Here is a 19,316-nt window from a genome sequence, read left to right on the forward strand (position 1 = left end):
ATTACTTGACACTCAGCAGGTAGCTCAGAAGTTTATTGAACTGATCCGGGGGCATCACCTGACCGAAATGGTCGGGCATCAGCGTGAACTTGGACGCCTGGCTTTCGGCAATGTCTTTTTTGGGCACGATAAATTCCTCCCCGGCCGCGTTGGCAAAAACCAGCGAAGCCGCTTCCTCCCGTCGGAACAACCCGGTTTTCACGATGCCGTTTTTCAGCTTAATCGTGTAGGTGCGAAAAGCTTCGGAAATGTTACGATTCGGATCCAGGATCTTGGTTGTCAACGCTTTGCTGCCCCAACTGCCGATGCCATCGAGCTGGGGTCCAATCAAGCCACCTTCTTTGTTGATCTGGTGACAGGGGGAGCAATTCTGCACAAAAACCGTGCGCCCCCCTTCCTCCGGACGCGTCAGACTCGCAAACTGGGTTAGTCGCTGTTGAATCAAGGCTTCCCGCGTCTCATCGATGGGACTCAGGTTGGCCGTCAGCTGTTGAAATTCCGCCCGTTGTTTCGGGCTAATGTTGAGAAAGAGCCGATCTTCCAGACCCGGTTGCACCAGAATCCGGGTGTAGAGCAGACCACTTCGCACCTGCTTCAGAATGAGATCTTTGCCTTCCGGAGAGGCCGCCAGGGCTTTCAGTAATTCGAGCTGAATGTCGCCGGTAGCCGTTTTCAGGCCCGCTTCCAGCACCTTCCGGGTCTGGGCCAGGGGCGCTTCACCCAGCAGCACCGCCAGTTCCTTTCGATAGGCCAGCGGAAGTTGTTCCTGGCTGAGCAGACTACCTAACAGCGGAGCGGAGCGTTCGGGATTCAGCCGGAGCAGGGCCCGGGCACAGGCGGTTTTGATGAAATACTCCGTTGCCGGGCTTTGAAAAAGCGTCTGAATGGCGGGTTCCAGCCGGGTGATGCCCGATTCGCCCGCCGTTTCGATGGCAAAGCGTTGCTGCTCGGCTTCCTCTTTCGGACTCAGGGCCGGTAACCGCACCGCCGGCGAACTGAAACCGCCCGCCCAGATGAAGCCGGCGGACTGATCGATTACCTCCAGAAAAACCGCCTTACCCTGATAGGGAGCAAGATCCCAGGAAACATTCGCGGCCGGGTAGTCGTCTGCTTTGGGAAATTCCTGCCGGGCAATAACCTGGGCGGTTTCGTCGGCTAGCCGGAGCTGCACCCGGTTGAGCGGATCGGTGGATTTGCGGGCATTGGCTTGGACCACCGCGAAGGTCAGCGAGGCTGGAGCCGTAAAAACCGGCGACCGAACGATGCCCCGAAAACCGCCCAGCTCGAAGCCAATCAGGTTCAGGTCCCGGGCCAGCGGGGTCGTCGGGGGCGGATTGCGCAGCACCACGGGACCGGTTTTCAGGTACACATCGCCCTCTAGTTGGTACGGCCAATTGATGGCCGGTGCGTTAATCAGGCGCTCAGCGAGGGTGATGCCCCACTTTCGAACCAGGGCATTCTCGGGGCTGCTCCGTTGTTTAATACTCTGCTGAATGACTGTAAACAACCGGTACTGGCTGCTGGCATCACCCGCGTATTTTGTTTGAATAAAGGTAACCAGGCCATCGCGTTCGGCGTCGGGCAAATAAAGCGCCGTGTGGCGGAATAGCTTTAATTCCGTTGCCAGGGGAAATTCAATGGTTTTCAACGTCCTAAGCAGGTGCTGAGCGGCATAAGTGGTATCGACGCCACTCATGGGCTCGGCCAGTATCATCAGATCTGCCCGGCTCCAGGAAGCCCCTACCACGGCCTTGCCCAGCACGTCCTTTCGAAGCAGATTCCGCAGACAGAGGTTGGTGGTAAACTTCAGGTGAGTGTCTTCTGCCGGAATCCGGGGCTGAAAAGCGACCAGCGCCCGGACCGTTTCGAACGCCGGGTAGTTCTCCAGCGCTTCCACAGCAGCCCGCTGAACGTGCGGACTGGCATCGACCAGCGCCCGAAGCGTCGGCTGATAGAAAGCGTGTCCCGGCGTTATTTTTTCCCGAATAATGCGCAGCGCGTGCGTTCGGACCCGTTCGTCCGGATGCTGCATGGCCCGGAGCAGGACTTGATCCTGCAAGGCACCCAGTTGATGCAAAATCCATAGACCATGGGCCATTTGGGTGCCCGAGCCCTTCCGCCCATTGACTAGGCGGGTGAGGGGTTCAATCGCCTGTTTCCCCAGGCGGTGAATTACCTGGTCGGCCGCCGTCATTCGATTGGGTAAGGTATGCTCCTCGGTTAGAGCCGCCACCAACGTTTTGAGGTCCGCTTTGGTCCAGTCCCGGTAGCCATCTTTATCGGTTTGCCCTTTGTAAGTAATCCGCCAGATCCGGCCCCGCAGATGATCGCGCCCGGGATTGGTCAGGGGCACTTCGTAATGCCCGATGATCCGGTTATAAAAATCAGCTACGTACAAAGCGCCGTCGGGGCCTTGTACAATGTCGGTTGGTCGAAACCAGGGATCAGCACTGCGCAGAAAATCCTCTTCCAGTTTCGCCACGGGCGACGAACCTTTAAAGACGTACGAATTGCGGTAGATCCGGCACTTCACCACGTCGCCGACGTAAAAACTGTTGCGGTAGGGTTCCGGAAACGTCGCTCCGCGGCTGAGCCCCAGTCCGGCCAGGGCCGTCGCTTCTTTTTCGTGCGGTTTCATTACTGGCGCAAAGCCGACTCCCTGCGGCAACCGGCCGAAATAAGGATATTCGGCACCCCGGATGAGCTGATAAAGGGGCGACGAATGACAGTCGGACGAATAAAGATAGCCCCAATCGTCGAAAACCATCCCGAACGGGTTGACCCGTCCCCGGGTAGTCTGCTCTACCCGGCTGCCATCCGCCCGAAACCGGAACGTATTGCCCGACGCCAGGACTACGGTATCGCCGTCGCTACCCGTAATTTTTGACAAGTTCGTGTACCCGTGGCAGGCGTGAATCCAGCCGTCGAAGCCGCGCGTGAGGTGATTGACCATGCCATGGGTGTCTTTGTAACCAAAGGGTCCCAGGAGAATGTCGCTTTTTTCAGGCTTGTCATCGCCGTTTGCATCGGTCAGTTTGTACACATTGGGAATGCTGAAATGAACCGCGCCATCCGGCACCGGCAGAATACCAATCGGAATGTTCAGCGTATCGCGAACGGTCGTGAAGGTATCCGCGCGGCCGTCGTGGTCTTTGTCTTCCAGAATGGTCAGGCGGTCGCGGCCCTGCCCCGGGTTGGCGGCAAACGGGTACTCGACGGATTGGGTTACCCACAGGCGCCCCCGGGCATCGAAGGATAAATTGATCGGTTTGCCAATCTGCGGTTCGGCGGCAAACAGGCTGATTTCAAAACCGGGGGGCAGGCTGAATCCCAGTCGCTCTTCTTCCGGGGTGCGGGCTTCCGTGGTACGAATAGGGTCGTCAAATACTTGGCTGTTGTACTTGGTTTCGGGTACCGAAGAAGCCACCGGTTGCGATATTTTTCGTTGCCAAGGCGCCGTACAACTGGCTACTAGCAGCAAAACAATGAAAAGGTTGCGTAGAAAGAACTGCATGAACTTGATATAAAAACCTTTGTCGACCAGGTGGCCATTTGGCAAAATTACATGTTGCAGAAAGTGCAATCCTCTACGTTATTTCTTATTTATGGTATTTTTATTCAAGCTCCTATTTAAAGGGATATCCTGCCTGTCGTCAAATGCATGTGGACAAAAGAGCGGGCCGATGGACCAATAAGAGCGGAGTGGGATGCCACTGCGGCAATTCAGATATTGCACCGCCGATGGTAGGGGCGTACTAAAAAAACAGGGAGCAGACCGATCAGTGGAGACATATTCTTACTCTCTGAAAATTGAAATCCGAAATGAGCCCATCCAATAGAGTTGAAGCCAAAGCCCTGTTGAAGATTGAAACATCGATGGGATCAATTGGCTAGAGTCTTAAAAGGAAACCGATCTTTAGGGAAATCGAAGTATAAATCCCCAGCTTCCAATTAAAAACATTACCTTCATCTTATAAAACAAACTGTCTTTGGGAAGCCCTAGAGCCCATTAGAGTCTGGTTGATGTGTGGATGAGTCATACTTTCATTATTACATGCTTTGTGTTATTCTGACTTATTCTATAATTTTATATAGGTAGTGCTCTCAATTGTAGTTATTTCTCCTCATGAACCTTTCCCCTCAACGTCAGATCGAAGAACAATTGCGGGTACTAGGGGAACATGTTCCAGACTTCGGCGTATTTTTAGTGGATCTGCAAGGCAAAATTCAGTCTTGGAATGATGCAGTTGATCGAATTACCGGATACCCACATCAACAGGTTGTCGAGAAGTCTTTCTTTGTATTTGATCTTCTGACTAAAACAACCATTCCTCCTGCGGTTCAATTGAATACCAGTCTTCAGCAGGGTCGTTGTGAACAGGAATGCTGGTTGATCAGAAAGGATCAAAGTCAGGTCCGGATTACATTTATTCTAACAACCGTTCGGGATGAAAAAGGAACCGTAGCAGGTTTGGCCGCAATTATTCATCCAGCAGCCTTACCCGCGCAACTTGATGAACCCCTTTCAGTTGATGAGCAGCAAAGGCTTCATCAAACCCACCTGTTATCGACTATCCTGGAGAAATCACCGGTAGGTCTGGCGTTGTACAAACCCGTTTTCGATGACCAAGGTCGAATTCTGGATTTTATGTGTACCCTCACCAACCCCGCTAATGCCGCAACCGGCAGCTTAAAGGTCGAACAGTTAGCGAATCACTCCCTGAAAGAGCTGTTTACGCGGGCCGAAGAGACTATTTTTTGGCGAAAGCTGGCCGCTTGTTACTACACCAGTGAATCCCAGCACCTTGCCGGGCATTTTGTCGCCTACTGGATGGATATCTGGATCGATGGCACCTTCTATAAATTGGACGAGGAGGTGCTTTGGGTTGCTCTGGATGTCACTCAGCTTAAAAAGGCGCAGGTAGAACTGGAACAACAAATAATGAGCCTGAAGGAAGCCAAGCAGCAAGTCGAGATCGATTTAGTGCGGATTCAGGTAGCTGAGAAGGAAGTAGGGAAAGCCCTGAATACCGAGCGGGAGATGAATAAACTCAAAAGCGAATTCATTAACCTGGTTTCTCATCAGTTTCGCAATCCGTTGACGAGTATTTTTCTGAAGGCCGAAGCCCTCAAACGGCTGAGTGACGGTTGTAGTGACCCCGCTTTTGCGCATAAAGTAATCGAGTATTCGGAGCAGGTGGGACGGGATATTCACCGGCTCAATAAGTTGATCAATGAAGTGCTGTACAACGAACGTTTGCGATTAGGTCAGGTCGAGATTCACCAGGAGCAGGTCGATTTGGTACATTTATTTCAACAGTTAATCCACCAGCAGCAACACCACGATCCGGCTTATCAACGAGTCCATTTTGAATGTAAAGCGGAAACGGTAATGCTTTGGATCGATGAGACGTTGTTTGAGCAGGTCTTGGAAAATCTCATCAGTAATGCCTTGAAGTATTCGGAGGATTCGGACCAACCCGTTGAAGTGGGTCTGGAAGAAACGGAAGATGCGTGGATAATAGCGGTGAAAGATTACGGGATCGGTATTCCTGCTGATGACCTGAAGCATGTGACCCAGAGTTTTTACCGGGCCTCGAACACCAAACTCTACCCCGGCACGGGTTTAGGACTAAATCTCTCGTACCGGTTCACGCAGATGCACGGAGGAGAACTCACCATCGAAAGTGAAGAAGGGATTTACACCCTGTGCAAAGTTAGCTTACCCAAACATCCTAAGGGTGGTTCGGACGTAAAAGCCGGAAAAAAATATCAGTAAGCTTGCTGGTGTTGAATTGCAAATTAAAACAAGAGGGTATTGATGCAATGCCAGTCGTTGAAGTCCATTCCTTACTAATTGAAAATGTTCCCCAGGTCATTGATCTTTCAGTCTGATTCTGCATCATACTTGAGAAAATCAAAGTAGTAATGCTCTAAGCAGTTGCCACCGATAGTATCAGTATCAGGTAATGTCAGTCGCTTTCGCCACCGGATTTCTTCCATTGCTTGTAAACCCCGCTAAATTATTTCTATTGACATCAGGTATTTGAACGGTAGCAACCTAATAAATTGATTCTTTCTATCAAAGTATGGCCCTGACTATTAATTCATAGTATTGTATTTTAGCGTTAAATAAGATGTCAAAAGCGACGTTAAAAACAAAGTCGAATTAGCAGTTGGAAAGTAGGTCTAAAAACGACGCTTTTTGGTATGTTATTTTTTATGGTATTTTTGGCCGCAGGATTAACGTTAAACAGAAGACAGGCATGATATTTACAGTCGGCGGAATCAAAGGCGGATCGGGCAAGAGTACAATCGCCACCAACCTCACGGTCTGGCTCAGTAAACAGGGGTACGATGTATTGCTCGTCGATGCGGATGAACAGCAAACCGCAACAAAGTTTTCCCGCTGGCGGGAACAATTCACGGATGGGAACAGCGGCTACACAACCACCATACTGACTGGCGATGCGGTCCGTCAGCAGGTCGCAAAATTCAAACCCAAATTCGATCACATTATCATTGATTCGGGCGGGCGTGATACCACCAGCCACCGGGCCGCGTTGTTTGTTTCGGATGCGTACATGGTGCCGTTTAATCCCCGAAGTTTTGATCTGTGGACGATTGAAGAGGTCGAAAACCTGGTTCGGGAGGTTCGCGTTCTAAAACCCAACGAGCTCCATGCCTTTACGTTTCTGAACCGGGCTGATTCGCAGGGCTCCGACAACAAAGACTCCGCCGATCTGTTGCAGGAAAGTACCATCCTGGAATTTGTGGGACCCCCGATTGTTTCAAGAAAAAGCTTTGCAAACGCATCTTCCCGCGGTCTGGGTGTGATCGAACAAACGCCGGTGGATAAGAAGGCTATCCATGAAATCACGTTGATTTTCAAGACAGTTATGCAAAAATTAGACGTTAAAGTTACGGTCTAAAATAGCGTCAAAAATTGCGTTATTTTTAACTTTAAAAAACTGTCATTATGGCAATATCGAAAGCGCCGGGAACTGCCAAACCGGAGGAAGCCAAGAAAACGGCTTCGGAGCGAAAAATTCAGGAGTTTATTAATCAGGGGGGCAGCTCTACGGCTAAGGGTCGATTGAATCCGGAAAGTGCCGATGCGACCAAAAGCATCAAACTGATTCTGAAAGAAACTGAGATGGAGGCTATCAAGCAACTCCGGAATCAGCGCCCCCGAAACCGCAACAAGAAAATTACCATTTCCATCCACGACTGGGTGCTGGAAGCCATCGAAGAAAAAATCCTGCGGGAACAGAAGAAATACGGTTTGACGCTGTTATAAACGTTTTATCAGGCGTTTTATTCGCTGTCGGAAACAGCGTCGAATTAAATGCAATAAATAGCGTCATTTTTGGCGTTTAAAAGCCAGCACTTAAAATTGATAAACAGGCTTATAGCGAAAAATGGTCTGTTTCGTTTCTCATGAAAAAGATTGTGGCGGGGCTTGGTTTTCTGATAATTTCGTTGGCCGGTTTTGCGCAGGCTCCGAAAGGCAAAGGATTGCTCGTTTGCGGTGACAGCAAGGTGCATCTGGTGAATTATGAGCCCGGCAAAGACAGCATTCCGGAGGTGATCTGGACCTGGGACGCGCACGAAGCGATGGACCTGCCCACCGAAATTCGAACCCAAAAGTTCAACACGATGGACGACTGCAAAGCCATTCAGAACGGTGAACAGATTCTGGTTTCGTCCTCGGGCGGAGTCATTGCAATAGTCAATCGGAGGGACAGCAAAGTGCTGTTTCACGCCAATGTACCCAACGCCCATTCCATCGAACTGCTACCCGCTGGCCTGATTGCTGCGGCAGCGTCGACCCACCCGAAGGGCAACCGGATTATGCTGTTCGACCGGCAACAACCCGACAAGCCACTATTTACCGACAGCCTGTACTCCGCGCACGGTGTGGTCTGGGACCAAAAGCGGCAACGCCTGTATGCACTGGGCCTGACGGTTTTGCGGGAATACCGGCTAGAAAAGGGCAGCTTGCCATCGCTTAGACGAGTGCGGGAATGGACCATTCCGGGCAACAGCGGCCACGACCTGCAACCGACGCTGGACGGCGATTACCTGTTTCTAACCGAAACCGGCGGGGCCTGGCAATTTGATCTGAGGAAACACACGTTCTCGAAAATTCCCGGTTTTGCCGATGCACCCCACACCAAAAGCGTCGGCCGGGATCGCTCCGGGCAGTTCATTTACACCGTTCCGGAAGAAAGCTGGTGGACGTTTCACGTCCGGTTTCAGCACCCGAACCACGCGCTGAGTTTCCCGACCATGAAGGTCTACAAAGCGCGCTGGTTTCAGCCCTAATCGGTCTCGACGAAGCGCTGGTGTGAGCGAAGGACAAAACCATTCTGGTGCTGAACAAACAGGATGGTTCAATCGAAGCCCGCGTTCGGAAAGGGGAGCAGCCCGGGCCGAAGCCGCTGCCATCCTGATGCCCGATACTTTTGAGCAAGCCAGAACCGCTCACCGGCTGAATCCAAATAGTCTGATGGAAGTGGTGTTGGGCTGCATCGAAGCCGATCTGGCCATCAATGCGGGTACGGCCCTGAAACCGGTGCAAACCTGATCGTCCTCTAAAGGCGGTTTTTTTCAATGACCGGAGCCTGAAACCGCTACCGACGCTTCAGCCAGGTAAAAGCCCCCGCTGCGGCTAATCCGCCAATCAGATACCAGCCAATGGTCATGGCCGCCGTGGCGGTGGTGCGTCGGCTGGGCGCGGTTCCCAGACCCAGCGGACCGGGCAATCCGACGGCCCCAACTCCCGCAGCCAACCCCAGAACCGTACCCGCCACCAACGCATTTTTGGGTTTGGCGAGCCCCACCAGGCTGTAATAAAGTGCGTTGGAAACCAGATCGGCGCCCAGCGCCCATTGGTGCAGTTCCTTATCGGCGGGCGGCTCCGTACCGGTTTTTTCCAGGACTTTCTTGATGGCCCGCATGCCGAGAATATCCGCGCGGGGCGCATCGTCGATCACTTGCCGGGCGGATTCGTGGAGCGCAGTCAGGACACTGGCTCCAACCAGTCCACTGCTCAGCGATTGCAGAATTGTTTTGTTTAGATCAGCCATAGGTGCTTAACTCAAAACCGCCCCGGAATGTTGCTTTCGGGAAAGCTTCCGGCGAATTTTCGGCTGTAGCCGGTTTTTTGGGTCCAAAAGGTAGTAGATAAAAACGCCCTAACGCCTTCTAATCACATTCGTTCTTAAAGAGGAATACAAGGCAAAAATCTTCAAAAGGGGTGGGGTATTGCATGATCCGTTCTACTATGTTCCGGTTTTGGAAAGTAAGTCTGACTCTGCTTTTTCTCGGTTTGATAACCACAAGCGGTTTTTCCCAAAAACCGGTTAACATCCTGTGCATCGTCACGGAGGATATCAGTCCGTATCTGGGTTGTTACGGTGACCCGGTTGCGAATACGCCGAACCTGGATCGGCTGGCGACCGAAAGCATCCGGTTTACGCGGATGTTTACGCCCGTGGGGGTTTGCGCCCCCAGCCGCGCGGCCCTGATTACGGGCCTGTATCCGACGGCCATCGGGGCCAACCAGATGCGGAATTTTGCGCCCAACGCCCCGGCTAATTACTTTCCGCCCGGTATTCAGCACTACGAAGTCGTGTTGCCGGAAGGGGTGAAGTGTTACACCGAATACTTCCGGGCTGCGGGCTATTTTTGCACCAACAACGCTAAAACCGACTATCAGTTTGCGCCCCCGCTGACGGCCTGGGATGAAAACGGCACCACGGCGCACTGGAAAAACCGGGCCGACGGCCAGCCGTTTCTGTCGATTTTCAACCTGGAAGTAACGCACGAATCCCAGATCTGGCGCCGGAATCGGGAGCCGCTGGTGATTGATCCGGACAAGGTGCCGCTGCCGCCGTACTTCCCCGACGATTCCACCGTGCGCCGGGACGTGGCCGTGCTATACAGTAACATCCACGAAATGGACAAGCAGGTGCAGAGGCTGATCGACGAACTGAAAACCGCCGGATTGCTCGACAACACCATCATCGTGTTTTACTCCGACAACGGCGGCCCGCTGCCCCGCCAGAAACGCGAACTCCGGGAGAGCGGAACGCTGGTGCCGTTCATGGTGCGCTTGCCGGACGGTTTTCGGCGCGGCCAGGTCGAAAACCGCCTGTGTTCGTTTGTAGACATTCCGGCCACCCTACTGTCGCTGGCGGGCCTTAAACCGCCTTCGTACCTGCACGGTAAAGCCTTTTTGGGGAAATACCAGACGGCCGCGCGCGCGTATGTCTTTGGGGGCCGAAACCGCATGGACGAGCAAATCGACAAACAGGGCTACGTGCGCGACCGGCGGTTTCGCTACATCCGCAATTATCAGCCCGAAAAACCGGGTTATCTGCCGGTCGGGTATCGATTACAGATTCCCATGATGCAGCGGATGTGGGCGTTGCACGAACAGGGGAAACTGAACCCCGCGCAGGAGCAGTGGTTCCAGGCGCCCCGGGCCGTCGAAGAGTTTTTTGAGGTCAGCAAAGACCCCCACGAACTAACGAATCTCATCAACGACCCGGCTTACCAGAAAGACATCGCCCGCTTGCGGCAGGCTTATAGCGATTGGGATAAAACGCACAACGAGCTGTGGACCTTATCGGAAGCGGAATGCCTGGAGCGGTTTTGGCCCAACCGCCAGCAACCCGTGGTGGCCACCCCGACGTTTAAAACCACCGCCGACGGGCTGGTCATCACTTCCGCGACGAAGGGCGCTTCGCTGGCGTACCGGGTAAACGGACCGGATAAAAAACACTGGAAACTGTATACCGGTCCCCTCAAAACCCGACCGGGTGAAGTGGTCACCGCGGTGGCGGTGCGGGTGGGGTATAAAAACAGTCCGGAAGCCGTATCCAGCGCCGATAATTCCAAATAACGTTACGTCACGTTCATGCAAAAAACCGTTCCTGCCCTCATCTTCCTGACGATCACCGCGGCCCTGGCATTTCGGATAACCGAACCGCCGACGGACTGGCCCGAATACAACGGCAATGGCGCCCGCAATCATTATTCCGCACTCGATCAGATCAACAAAACCAACGTTGGTCGGCTCAAAGTAGCCTGGACCTACGCTTCGGGCGGGGCCGACACGCTACAAAACCGCACCCAGATGCAGTGCAATCCCATCGTTATCGACGGGGTTCTGTACGGCGTTGCGGCCAATACCCAGGCGTTTGCCATTGACGCCACAACCGGAAAAGAACGCTGGAAAACCACCTTGACCGACAACAAAGGGACCTTGAGCCGGGGGGTAACCTACTGGTCGGATGGTGCCGACAAACGGATTTTCTTCGGAGCCGGCAGGTGGCTGTACGCGCTCGATGCCGCCACCGGAAAGCGCATCGACGGTTTCGGCGCGCAGGGGCGCATCGACCTGAAGGTGGGTATTGAGCGGCCCGGCGCGGATGATTACATTGTTTCCAATACGCCCAACACCATCTACAAAAACCTCATCATTGTGGGGGGGCGGGTGGCCGAAACCGAAACCGCCCTGCTGGGCGACGTTCGGGCGTATGATACCAAAACCGGCCGGCTTGTCTGGACTTTTCACACCATTCCGCAGAAAGGAGAACCGGGCTACGAAACCTGGCAGCCCGAAAACCCCCGGCAGCGGCTGGGGGGAGCCAACGCCTGGGCCGGTATGTCAATTGACCGGGAGCGGGGCATTGTGTACATCCCGCTGGGGTCGGCGGCTTACGATTTTTACGGTGGCAATCGGAAAGGAGACAATTTATATGCCAACTGCCTGCTGGCGCTGGATGCGGCCACGGGCAAAAAACGATGGCACTTTCAATTGGTTCACCACGATGTCTGGGACCGCGACCCGCCCGCTCCGCCGAACCTGCTGACCATCACGCAGAACGGACGGAAAATCGACGCGGTGGCCGTCGTTACCAAACAGGGGCAAACGTTTGTTTTTGACCGCGTAACCGGAAAACCGGTTTTTCCGATCCGGGAAGTGGCGTTTCCGCAGGAGGGCGTTCCGGGCGAAAAAGTTGCGGCAACCCAGCCGGTGCCGCAACGACCGGTGCCGTTTACCCGCCAGTCGTTCACCGAAAACGACCTGAGCCCGTTTGTGGCCGACCGCGATTCGCTGGCGGCCCTGATCCGCACGGCCCGCACCGGTTCGGCCTACATTCCCATTACCGAAAAACTGACCATTTTCTTTCCCGGTACCGACGGGGGCGCGCAATGGGGTGGGGCCGCTGCCGACCCCGAAGGCATTCTTTACATTCCGGCCAAGGAATTGCCGGTGTATACGAGCCTGATTCGCCGGGAACAAGCCCGCAGCAACGATCCGGCAACGGGCGGTAGCCAGTACAAACAGTATTGCTCGGCCTGCCACGGCCTCGACCGCAAAGGTAGTCACGATGGCTCGTATCCGTCGCTGGTGCAGCTGGGCGACCGGCTTTCGCGCGAACAGGTGCAGCAGGTGTTGGTGAGTGGGCGGGGCATGATGCCGTCGTTTTCGCACATTTCGGCGGCCGAGCGGGGCGCCATCATTGATTTTCTGTTCAACAAAACCGCCACTAAACCGGTGGTGACAAGCCAGAAAATGGTAATTCCGTACCAGCATACTGGCTACAATCGCTGGTACGATCGCAACGGCTATCCGGTCAGCAGGCCGCCCTGGGGTACGCTGACGGCCCTGGATCTGAATACCGGCGAGCGTCGCTGGCAGGTGCCCCTGGGCGAATATCCGGAATTGACGAAACGGGGTATCGCGCCGACCGGCACCGATAACTACGGCGGTCCGCTGGTGACGGCGGGCGGTTTACTGTTCATTGCGGCCAGCCGTGACGAAAAAATCCGGGCGTTTGACAAGCAAACCGGCCAACTGATCTGGGAAAGCCCGCTGCCCGCGGCCGGTTATGCCAGCCCGAGCACCTATACGGCCAACGGGCGGCAGTACGTGGTGATTGCCTGCGGGGGTGGTAAGCTCAAAACCAAATCAGGGGACCGGTACGTGGCGTTTTCACTGGGCGATTGAGCGCTGCTCCCTTTTTCTGCTGCGCTTTCCAACCTTTCGGGCTCCATACTGCACTTTAGCTTGTTTCAACGGTTTTTCGGTCCGTCCATGGCGATGGATACGGTTTACCGGGATGCAACTCTAAATGCGTGTTTATGAAATCCACTTCCGCGTTTTTTCTAGTATTCTTCCTGGTCCGGCTCGTGGGCAATGGGCAATCGCAGGAACCGGCTCCGGTCAGCTACTCGCAGGAGGGCCGCCAAATGACCACGAATGAACTTCAGCGGTTTTACCGGTACATTACCCGGGCCAGCGTACAGGAAAAAACGATGGTGAAACTGGGTATCTGGCCGGCATCGGATCGGGGAGAGCAGTCCGAACAGCGCAAATTCCGGGCGGGTTTTAACGCCGAATGGGTCGTTGAGCAGAAGCTGTCGCCCGCGTTCTCGTTTCTGGCCGGCTTCGACGCTTTTTGGCGGTATGCGACCTATCGCCAGCGTGACGGCGTTTCGCTGATCCCCAACCCAAACCCGGCTCAGGCCAATTTTCCCAAGAAAGAAAGCCGGTTTCAGGTGAACTGGAAAGCCGGTTTTCGGTACTATTATGCCATGCCCGCTCGAATCCGAAACGGGAAATCAGCCAACAATTTTTCGGGAAATTACGTGGCGGTTCAAGTCGCGGAGCCCCTGCGGAAGTACAGCCGGTACGAAACCTACAACCCGATTCTGAAGCGGGAAGAAAACCGCCGGTGGACGGATAATCTGCTGGCTAATCCGTCCCCACGACTGCTGCTTGCGTACGGCATTCAGCGCAGGCTGGGTTCGATGGGTTACGCCGACCTTCAGGCCGGACCGGAAATCCAGTTTTCAGACCTCCACGCCGGTCCCAGTTTTTCATTTCAATTGACCGCCCTGATTGGATTGGGTTGGTAGTCAACCCGAAAACAGGGGAACGGGGGATGATCCGGTAGCGCGCGGCACGTTGGTCGTGTCGGCGCTGGCCGAATTTTTTTGCTCCCTCCAGACCATCACCCGTTCATCAATCGCTACATAGACAGCCCCAGCCGAATGGCCTGTTCGACCGGGGTATACCCGGTTTCGGACCCCGCAATCCGCAGCGCGTTCCGGAGCAACAGGGGCGGATGGGCTAAAAACCGGGGTTCGGTGCCGTGGTGCGGCTGAGCCGCGTGCGCCAGAAAAGGGTGGCACAGAAAAACCGTACCCGCCGGCCAGGTGGCCAGAACGTCCGGCCGCTGGGGCAAGGACGACAGGTTCTGGGCCAGCTCCAGAAAAGAAAGGCCCGGTTCGCCCGCCGGAGCGAGCAAGCCGGCTACCTCCCGGTGGGAGCCAGACCGGATGCGGGTCGGGGCGTCTTTTTCGCCCACATCCGAAAACAGGAACAGCATCAGGAGCGCGCGGCCTTTCGAGTGCAGGTTAACCCGCCACTCGAAATAATTGGCCGGATCGTCGCCGGGAAAACCGGCATCGACGTGCCAGCCCGTATCACCGGGATCGTCGTCGGACGGAAAACGCACCGGGAACGTGCCCATGCTTCGGCAGGGAAGCCAGTTGCCAGGCCCCACCAGCTGGTCGAACGCCCGGTGCAGGATCGGCGTGTTGGCGGCCTGAATAAACGGTTCCTGCGCGTACATTCCCAGGCGAACCACCGGTTTGGTCCAGGTGGCCGGGTTGGTCGGGTCGCCGGCCAGGTCCTGCCAAAGAAGGGTTCGGGCTTCCCGGGCGGTTTCCGCCGAAAACGCCTGGTCGACGCGCACAAAACCGTCCGTAATGAATTGATCGATTTGATTTTTCGTTAAAGCATCCATGCTGGTGTTGTCAGGAGTATAAAAAAATGGGTCTTGCTCAGGAAGTAAGCCGGGTCGTGGGCCGAACGCGTTTGTATGCCGGGCCACGTTCTTTTCAGTGGGCCAATACGGATGATCCGCCCACGACTGCCGTAAAACCGAATGCAAAGACCATACGAAGACGGGCCTTCAAAAAGGCCGTTTGTCGGAGCGACAAGAGGAGGGAGCTTAAAGCATGGGTGCCATTCTCATACGGGCAAAATTAAGCGAATTGGACCAGTCAACCAAAGCATGGCCCGAAAGCGGCCTGTTTTTGGTACGCGTTCACAGCCGTTTGCAGGACTGAAAGGGGCATAATGAAGTGGCTTGGTAAAACAAGTATCCGGTTTTGAAAGCGTCAATAATTTACAAGCCGCTTTCCATCAGGTCTTTAAAGAAATACGTTGTATTAAAATGCGATTTCAATAAACTTTACCGCCGAAACGCCCAACCGCTAAAACAAAAGGTCATCGGTTCGGGTCATTAGACCGCAAGTCAGCGAATGAATCAGGCTAACTGATTGGCGTATAACCGTTAGGGTTAGACGGCATGATGATCTTTCGGGCCGGATGCGTACCAATCCGGGAGTTAAATGCACCAGCGAATGAAATAAGAAACAGGCCAAACCGTGGTAGCCATGCCAACCCAGACGCCGGTTTTTCAATTGCAGTCGTTCCCCCACTACGAACCCGACACTCTTTTTCACATGGTCCGGCTGGAGGAGGCCGAGGGTGAGTTGGCGGAAATTGGCCAGCCACACGCGCACACCTACTACCAGCTGATGTGGATCGGGGAGGGTGGTGGGACGCACACCATTGGCGCCAGATCGTATGCAATGGCCCCGGCTCAATTGTATTTTCTGGCGCCCGGCCTGGTGCATCGCTGGGACCTCTCGCCGGATTGCCAAGGGTATCAGCTGTTTTTTGATGCCGATTTCTGCCGCGACCGTTCGGGCCATTTTCTGTACCGGTATCCTTTTTTTAACGCCGACAGGCACCCTCCTTTTCTGGCTGTTCATGATCCGGATGCGCTGTTCAGCACCGTTCTGGATTTTATGTACCGCGAATACGCCAGCCAGCAGCCCAACCGGTTGGAAATGATCCTGTCGGCTTTGCACATCATTCTCGAGCTGACCGACCGCCAGTACCGGGCGCAGTGGGATGGCGTGGGTTCGTATCTCTACGATCGGATACGCCAGTACGAAGAATTGATTGAGCACCAGTTTCAGACGGTTCGGGAGGTCAGCGAGTACGCGGCCCAAATGAACCTGACCCCGCATTACCTGAATCAGCTCTGCAAAAAAATCATTGGCAAAACCGCCAGTCAGGTCTTTCAGGAGCGGGTCCTGCTCGAGGCAAAATTCCTGCTGCACCACACCTACGGTTCGGTCAAGGAAATCGGGTTTCAACTGGGCTTTCAGGATCCGTCGTATTTCGTGCGGTTTTTCAAAAAATGGACCGGCGAAACCCCCGCTTCGTTCCGCCACCGCCCCCGGTCGAAACGCTGATCTGTACCACAAAAGGTACGATTTGTCATTTTATTGAAACCGTTGTGCGCTTAGTTTTGCACGATATTTGAACGTACCATTGTCTGATAACAAAATCAGCCTGGTAATTTTTAGCACCAACTTCAAGTGGAATTCAAGTCGTGAGCGGAAGGAAGTGGCGTCCTGGAATGGGTAAAGTGGTTTATCTTCTGGTCAACTAAGGACGGGTCGTTCGCAACGTCCTGATCAAATTTCTACGGCCGGTTTTTCGCCGTTCGGGTGGTAACCCGCGCCAGGGTGATATGTTTGTACAATAAATTTAAATAGTGTCATATTTTAATTTAAATCAGCGTATGCAAAACCGTAACTTGACTCTTTTATGGCTCGTTTCTTTTTTGGGTTTCTGGTTTTCAGGCGGTTTCACCCGCGCGGCCGCCTTCCCGCCCCCGGCCGGCCACCCCATCACACGTTCCGGCGGGGCCGTACCCGTTAACCAGCAGCGGTACATTGGACTGACCATTTTCAACTTTGAAACCGATCCTGAGGTGGATGATGAACGGATCCGGCACTCGGCCGGCGCCGGGTGTAATGCCGTGGAAATCACCATCAACTGGGACCGGGTGTATCCGACCCGCCAAAGCTCGGCTAACTGGAAGGTGGTCGATTCGCACGTTCAGACGGCGCTGCGGCACGGTCTGAAAATTGCCCTGCGGATTCACATCGGCCGGGAGCTTTCGCGGCTGGGCGGTTTCTGGGGCGATGGCGAAACGATGTGGTCGGCCGACGGTTCCCGGATGGACGGCGGGGGCATCACGCAGTTTAGTTTTGCTCACCAGGCCACGCTGGAGCTGGCGAAGGATTTTGTGGAAGAAACCACCCGGCGTTACCGGTACCTGCAGCAGCAAAACCGCCTGCTGTTTATGTCGGTCGTGGCTTCGCCGGCGCTGGAATCGGAATACTCGCCGGTGCACCACAAACCCGACGGCACGAAGTACGTGGTGCCGTTCGATTACGGTGATCCGATGAAACAGGCGTTTCGGGACTGGCTGCGGGGGCGGTTTTCGCTGAGCGTGCTGAACAGCCGCTGGAGCACCGGTTTCGGCGACTGGAACGCCGTGACCCCGCCCACGGGCAACCTCAGCGATCCGTATAAACTGTTCACAACCAACCGCCAGGGGCAGGATTGGTACGTACTTCGGCACTGGATGCTGGAGCGTTATCTAAATGAAATCATGACCACCGTCCGCAGCGTCGATGGTTCGATTCGGGTGGTCAACCAGCACGGGGCGGTTTGGGACCGGCTGAGCGGGTTGCGCGGAACGTTCGCCTTTAAAAGCCTGAACCGGAACGCGGATGGACTGAAATTCAACGATGGACCGACCTACAACCACCGGTTTTCGATGGATGTGGTGCGCAGCAACCTGAAACCGGGCGCCTTTCTGATCAACGCGGTCGACGGCATGTTTTACACCACGGTCTCGGTCGATACCTATTTCGACCAGATTGAGCAATGTTTTGAACACGGCGCGTCGATGCTGACCCTGGCCAACTTCGGACCCAAAAACGCCCGCGCACCCCTCACGGAACTCATTCAGCGGGTCGTCAGTGCCGGCTTGCTCGACCAGCCGGTGACGGCGGTGCAAACCGGAGGCACCATCAGCTACAAAGTATCGGAAATTGCGAAAAGCAATTACGGCCCAATTGCGTCGCGCTGGAATGACCAGTACACGAAATCCGGCAAAAAACCGGTTCAGGTGCATTTGGTCGAAGACTGGCTGGACGATACGGACGAACCGGTTCAACCCGATGCCAACCAGGCTCCGCAGATCATCAAAGCGTTTCCGGACCAGACCGCAACGATTGGAAAACCGTTCAGCCTGGCCGTGGCCGAAAGCCACTTTAGAGATCCGGATGGCAGCATTGCCCGGGTAGACGTGAGCGGGTTGCAGGCCGGACTGAGCTACCATGCCGGAACCAACCTGATTTCGGGCACGCCCACCGCAGCCGTAACCCTGACCGTAACCGTGAAGGCGACGGATAACGACGGAGCTTCCGTGACCGCCAATTTTCGGATCAGAATCGGCGGAGAAACCACCGCTCCGCCCGCTGATCCCGAACCGGAAGAACCGGAAACCGGCGGCAACGTAACCGGCAATTTTGAAGGGTATCTGGACAAGGTGGAATGCGGCACGATGCGCGGCTGGGTCTGGGATCGGGACCGGCCCAATACGCCGGTGGTGCTCGAATTTTACGCCGATGGGCAGCGAATTGGTACCACGGAAGCGGATAGTTACCGGGCGGATCTGAAAAGCGCCGGCAAAGGCGACGGTAATCACGCCTACAGTTTCACGACGCCCGCGGGCATGAAAGACGGAAAAACGCGCGAAATCAGCGCCAAAGTGCTGAACTCGGAATACACCCTGAAATGGGCGCCCAAGGAGTTGACCTGTCCGTCGCCGGCCCGCCTGGCGGCCGAATCCGCCGAACGCGGTCTGGACGTAAAGGTGCTGGGCAACCCGGTGGGCAACCAGCTGGCGGTTGAACTCCGGGGCGCCGAAGGCAAGTCGGTACGTTTTCAGGTAACGGACCTTCAGGGCCGGGTGGTGATGGAACGGGTTATCGAAAGCGCAGGCGGCACCGAAACCCAGCGGTTCAGCCTGGCCGCCGAACCACCCGGTTTGCTCTTCTTGCGGGTTGCGACGCATTCGCAGGCCGTTACGCTAAAAGTGATCAAACAGTAAGTGTTTTGAAAAACCGCCCGGAACCCACGATTCGGGCGGTTTTTTCTGCCTATCGTTGAAAATTACCCCCTGTAAAAACCGGGTGCGCGACCAGAACCGGATGTGCTGTCCGGTTTTTCCTTTAAAAAACGTTCGACGTTTCCCCGCAGTTTCTGTACTTTTGCGAACCTGAAGCCTGCGCTCGGGCGCATCGCTTCCTTCATCGACTTCCTATTGCAATGACCGGCCCGCTTCTTTCAG

General features: G+C 54.9%; 13 protein-coding genes. 10 read left to right on the forward strand and 3 right to left on the reverse strand.

Going from position 1 to position 19,316, the window contains the following annotated elements:
• Window position 1 precedes the first annotated feature (1 nt).
• Window positions 2-3,427 carry a PVC-type heme-binding CxxCH protein gene (locus ACYVHX_RS25030; protein WP_460674435.1) on the reverse strand — a complete coding sequence of 1,142 codons (3,426 nt, stop codon included), beginning with the start codon at window positions 3,425-3,427 and terminating at the stop codon, window positions 2-4.
• Between the two features lie 699 nt (window positions 3,428-4,126).
• On the opposite strand from ACYVHX_RS25030, the gene ACYVHX_RS25035 reads away from it, so the two are divergent.
• The 5 genes from ACYVHX_RS25035 to ACYVHX_RS25055 all read left to right on the forward strand — a co-directional run bounded on the left by ACYVHX_RS25035 (window position 4,127) and on the right by ACYVHX_RS25055 (window position 8,590).
• Window positions 4,127-5,779 carry a sensor histidine kinase gene (locus tag ACYVHX_RS25035; RefSeq protein WP_460674436.1) on the forward strand — a complete coding sequence of 551 codons (1,653 nt, stop codon included), beginning with the start codon at window positions 4,127-4,129 and terminating at the stop codon, window positions 5,777-5,779.
• Between the two features lie 487 nt (window positions 5,780-6,266).
• The gene (locus ACYVHX_RS25040; RefSeq protein WP_460674437.1) at window positions 6,267-6,932 is read left to right on the forward strand and encodes an AAA family ATPase; all 666 of its coding nucleotides are present in this window, start codon (window positions 6,267-6,269) and stop codon (window positions 6,930-6,932) included.
• Window positions 6,933-6,979: 47 nt separating this feature from the next.
• A complete protein-coding gene (locus tag ACYVHX_RS25045; RefSeq protein ID WP_460674438.1) occupies window positions 6,980-7,300 on the forward strand; it encodes a hypothetical protein in 321 nt (106 codons plus the stop codon).
• Between the two features lie 140 nt (window positions 7,301-7,440).
• Window positions 7,441-8,328: a DUF6528 family protein gene (locus tag ACYVHX_RS25050; RefSeq protein WP_460674439.1), complete on the forward strand. Its 888-nt coding sequence runs from the start codon at window positions 7,441-7,443 to the stop codon at window positions 8,326-8,328.
• A 127-nt stretch (window positions 8,329-8,455) separates the two neighbouring features.
• A complete protein-coding gene (locus tag ACYVHX_RS25055; protein ID WP_460674440.1) occupies window positions 8,456-8,590 on the forward strand; it encodes a hypothetical protein in 135 nt (44 codons plus the stop codon).
• A gap of 46 nt (window positions 8,591-8,636) precedes the next feature.
• Here the strand turns inward: ACYVHX_RS25055 and ACYVHX_RS25060 are convergent, their stop codons facing one another.
• Window positions 8,637-9,092, reverse strand: coding sequence for a hypothetical protein (locus ACYVHX_RS25060; RefSeq protein WP_460674441.1), 456 nt, complete (start codon window positions 9,090-9,092; stop codon window positions 8,637-8,639).
• A gap of 182 nt (window positions 9,093-9,274) precedes the next feature.
• Between ACYVHX_RS25060 and ACYVHX_RS25065 the strand changes: the two genes are divergently transcribed.
• The 3 genes from ACYVHX_RS25065 (at window position 9,275) to ACYVHX_RS25075 (ending at window position 13,938) form a co-directional block, all read left to right on the forward strand.
• A complete protein-coding gene (locus tag ACYVHX_RS25065; RefSeq protein ID WP_460674442.1) occupies window positions 9,275-10,912 on the forward strand; it encodes a sulfatase family protein in 1,638 nt (545 codons plus the stop codon).
• Between the two features lie 15 nt (window positions 10,913-10,927).
• Window positions 10,928-13,027 (forward strand): outer membrane protein assembly factor BamB family protein, encoded by a 2,100-nt coding sequence (locus tag ACYVHX_RS25070; RefSeq protein ID WP_460674443.1) that lies wholly within the window; start codon window positions 10,928-10,930, stop codon window positions 13,025-13,027.
• A 134-nt stretch (window positions 13,028-13,161) separates the two neighbouring features.
• Window positions 13,162-13,938: a hypothetical protein gene (locus ACYVHX_RS25075; RefSeq protein WP_460674444.1), complete on the forward strand. Its 777-nt coding sequence runs from the start codon at window positions 13,162-13,164 to the stop codon at window positions 13,936-13,938.
• Between the two features lie 113 nt (window positions 13,939-14,051).
• On the opposite strand, the gene ACYVHX_RS25080 is transcribed toward ACYVHX_RS25075, so the two are convergent.
• On the reverse strand, window positions 14,052-14,831 hold the full coding sequence (locus tag ACYVHX_RS25080; protein ID WP_460674445.1) for a phytanoyl-CoA dioxygenase family protein: 780 nt from the start codon (window positions 14,829-14,831) through the stop codon (window positions 14,052-14,054).
• Between the two features lie 655 nt (window positions 14,832-15,486).
• Here ACYVHX_RS25080 and ACYVHX_RS25085 point away from each other — a divergent pair.
• Together ACYVHX_RS25085 and ACYVHX_RS25090 are read left to right on the forward strand one after the other, a co-directional pair.
• Window positions 15,487-16,356: a helix-turn-helix domain-containing protein gene (locus ACYVHX_RS25085; RefSeq protein ID WP_460674446.1), complete on the forward strand. Its 870-nt coding sequence runs from the start codon at window positions 15,487-15,489 to the stop codon at window positions 16,354-16,356.
• A 332-nt stretch (window positions 16,357-16,688) separates the two neighbouring features.
• The gene (locus ACYVHX_RS25090) at window positions 16,689-19,076 is read left to right on the forward strand and encodes a putative Ig domain-containing protein (RefSeq protein WP_460674447.1); all 2,388 of its coding nucleotides are present in this window, start codon (window positions 16,689-16,691) and stop codon (window positions 19,074-19,076) included.
• Window positions 19,077-19,316: the final 240 nt, after the last annotated feature.

The organism is Larkinella ripae, from assembly GCF_054780775.1.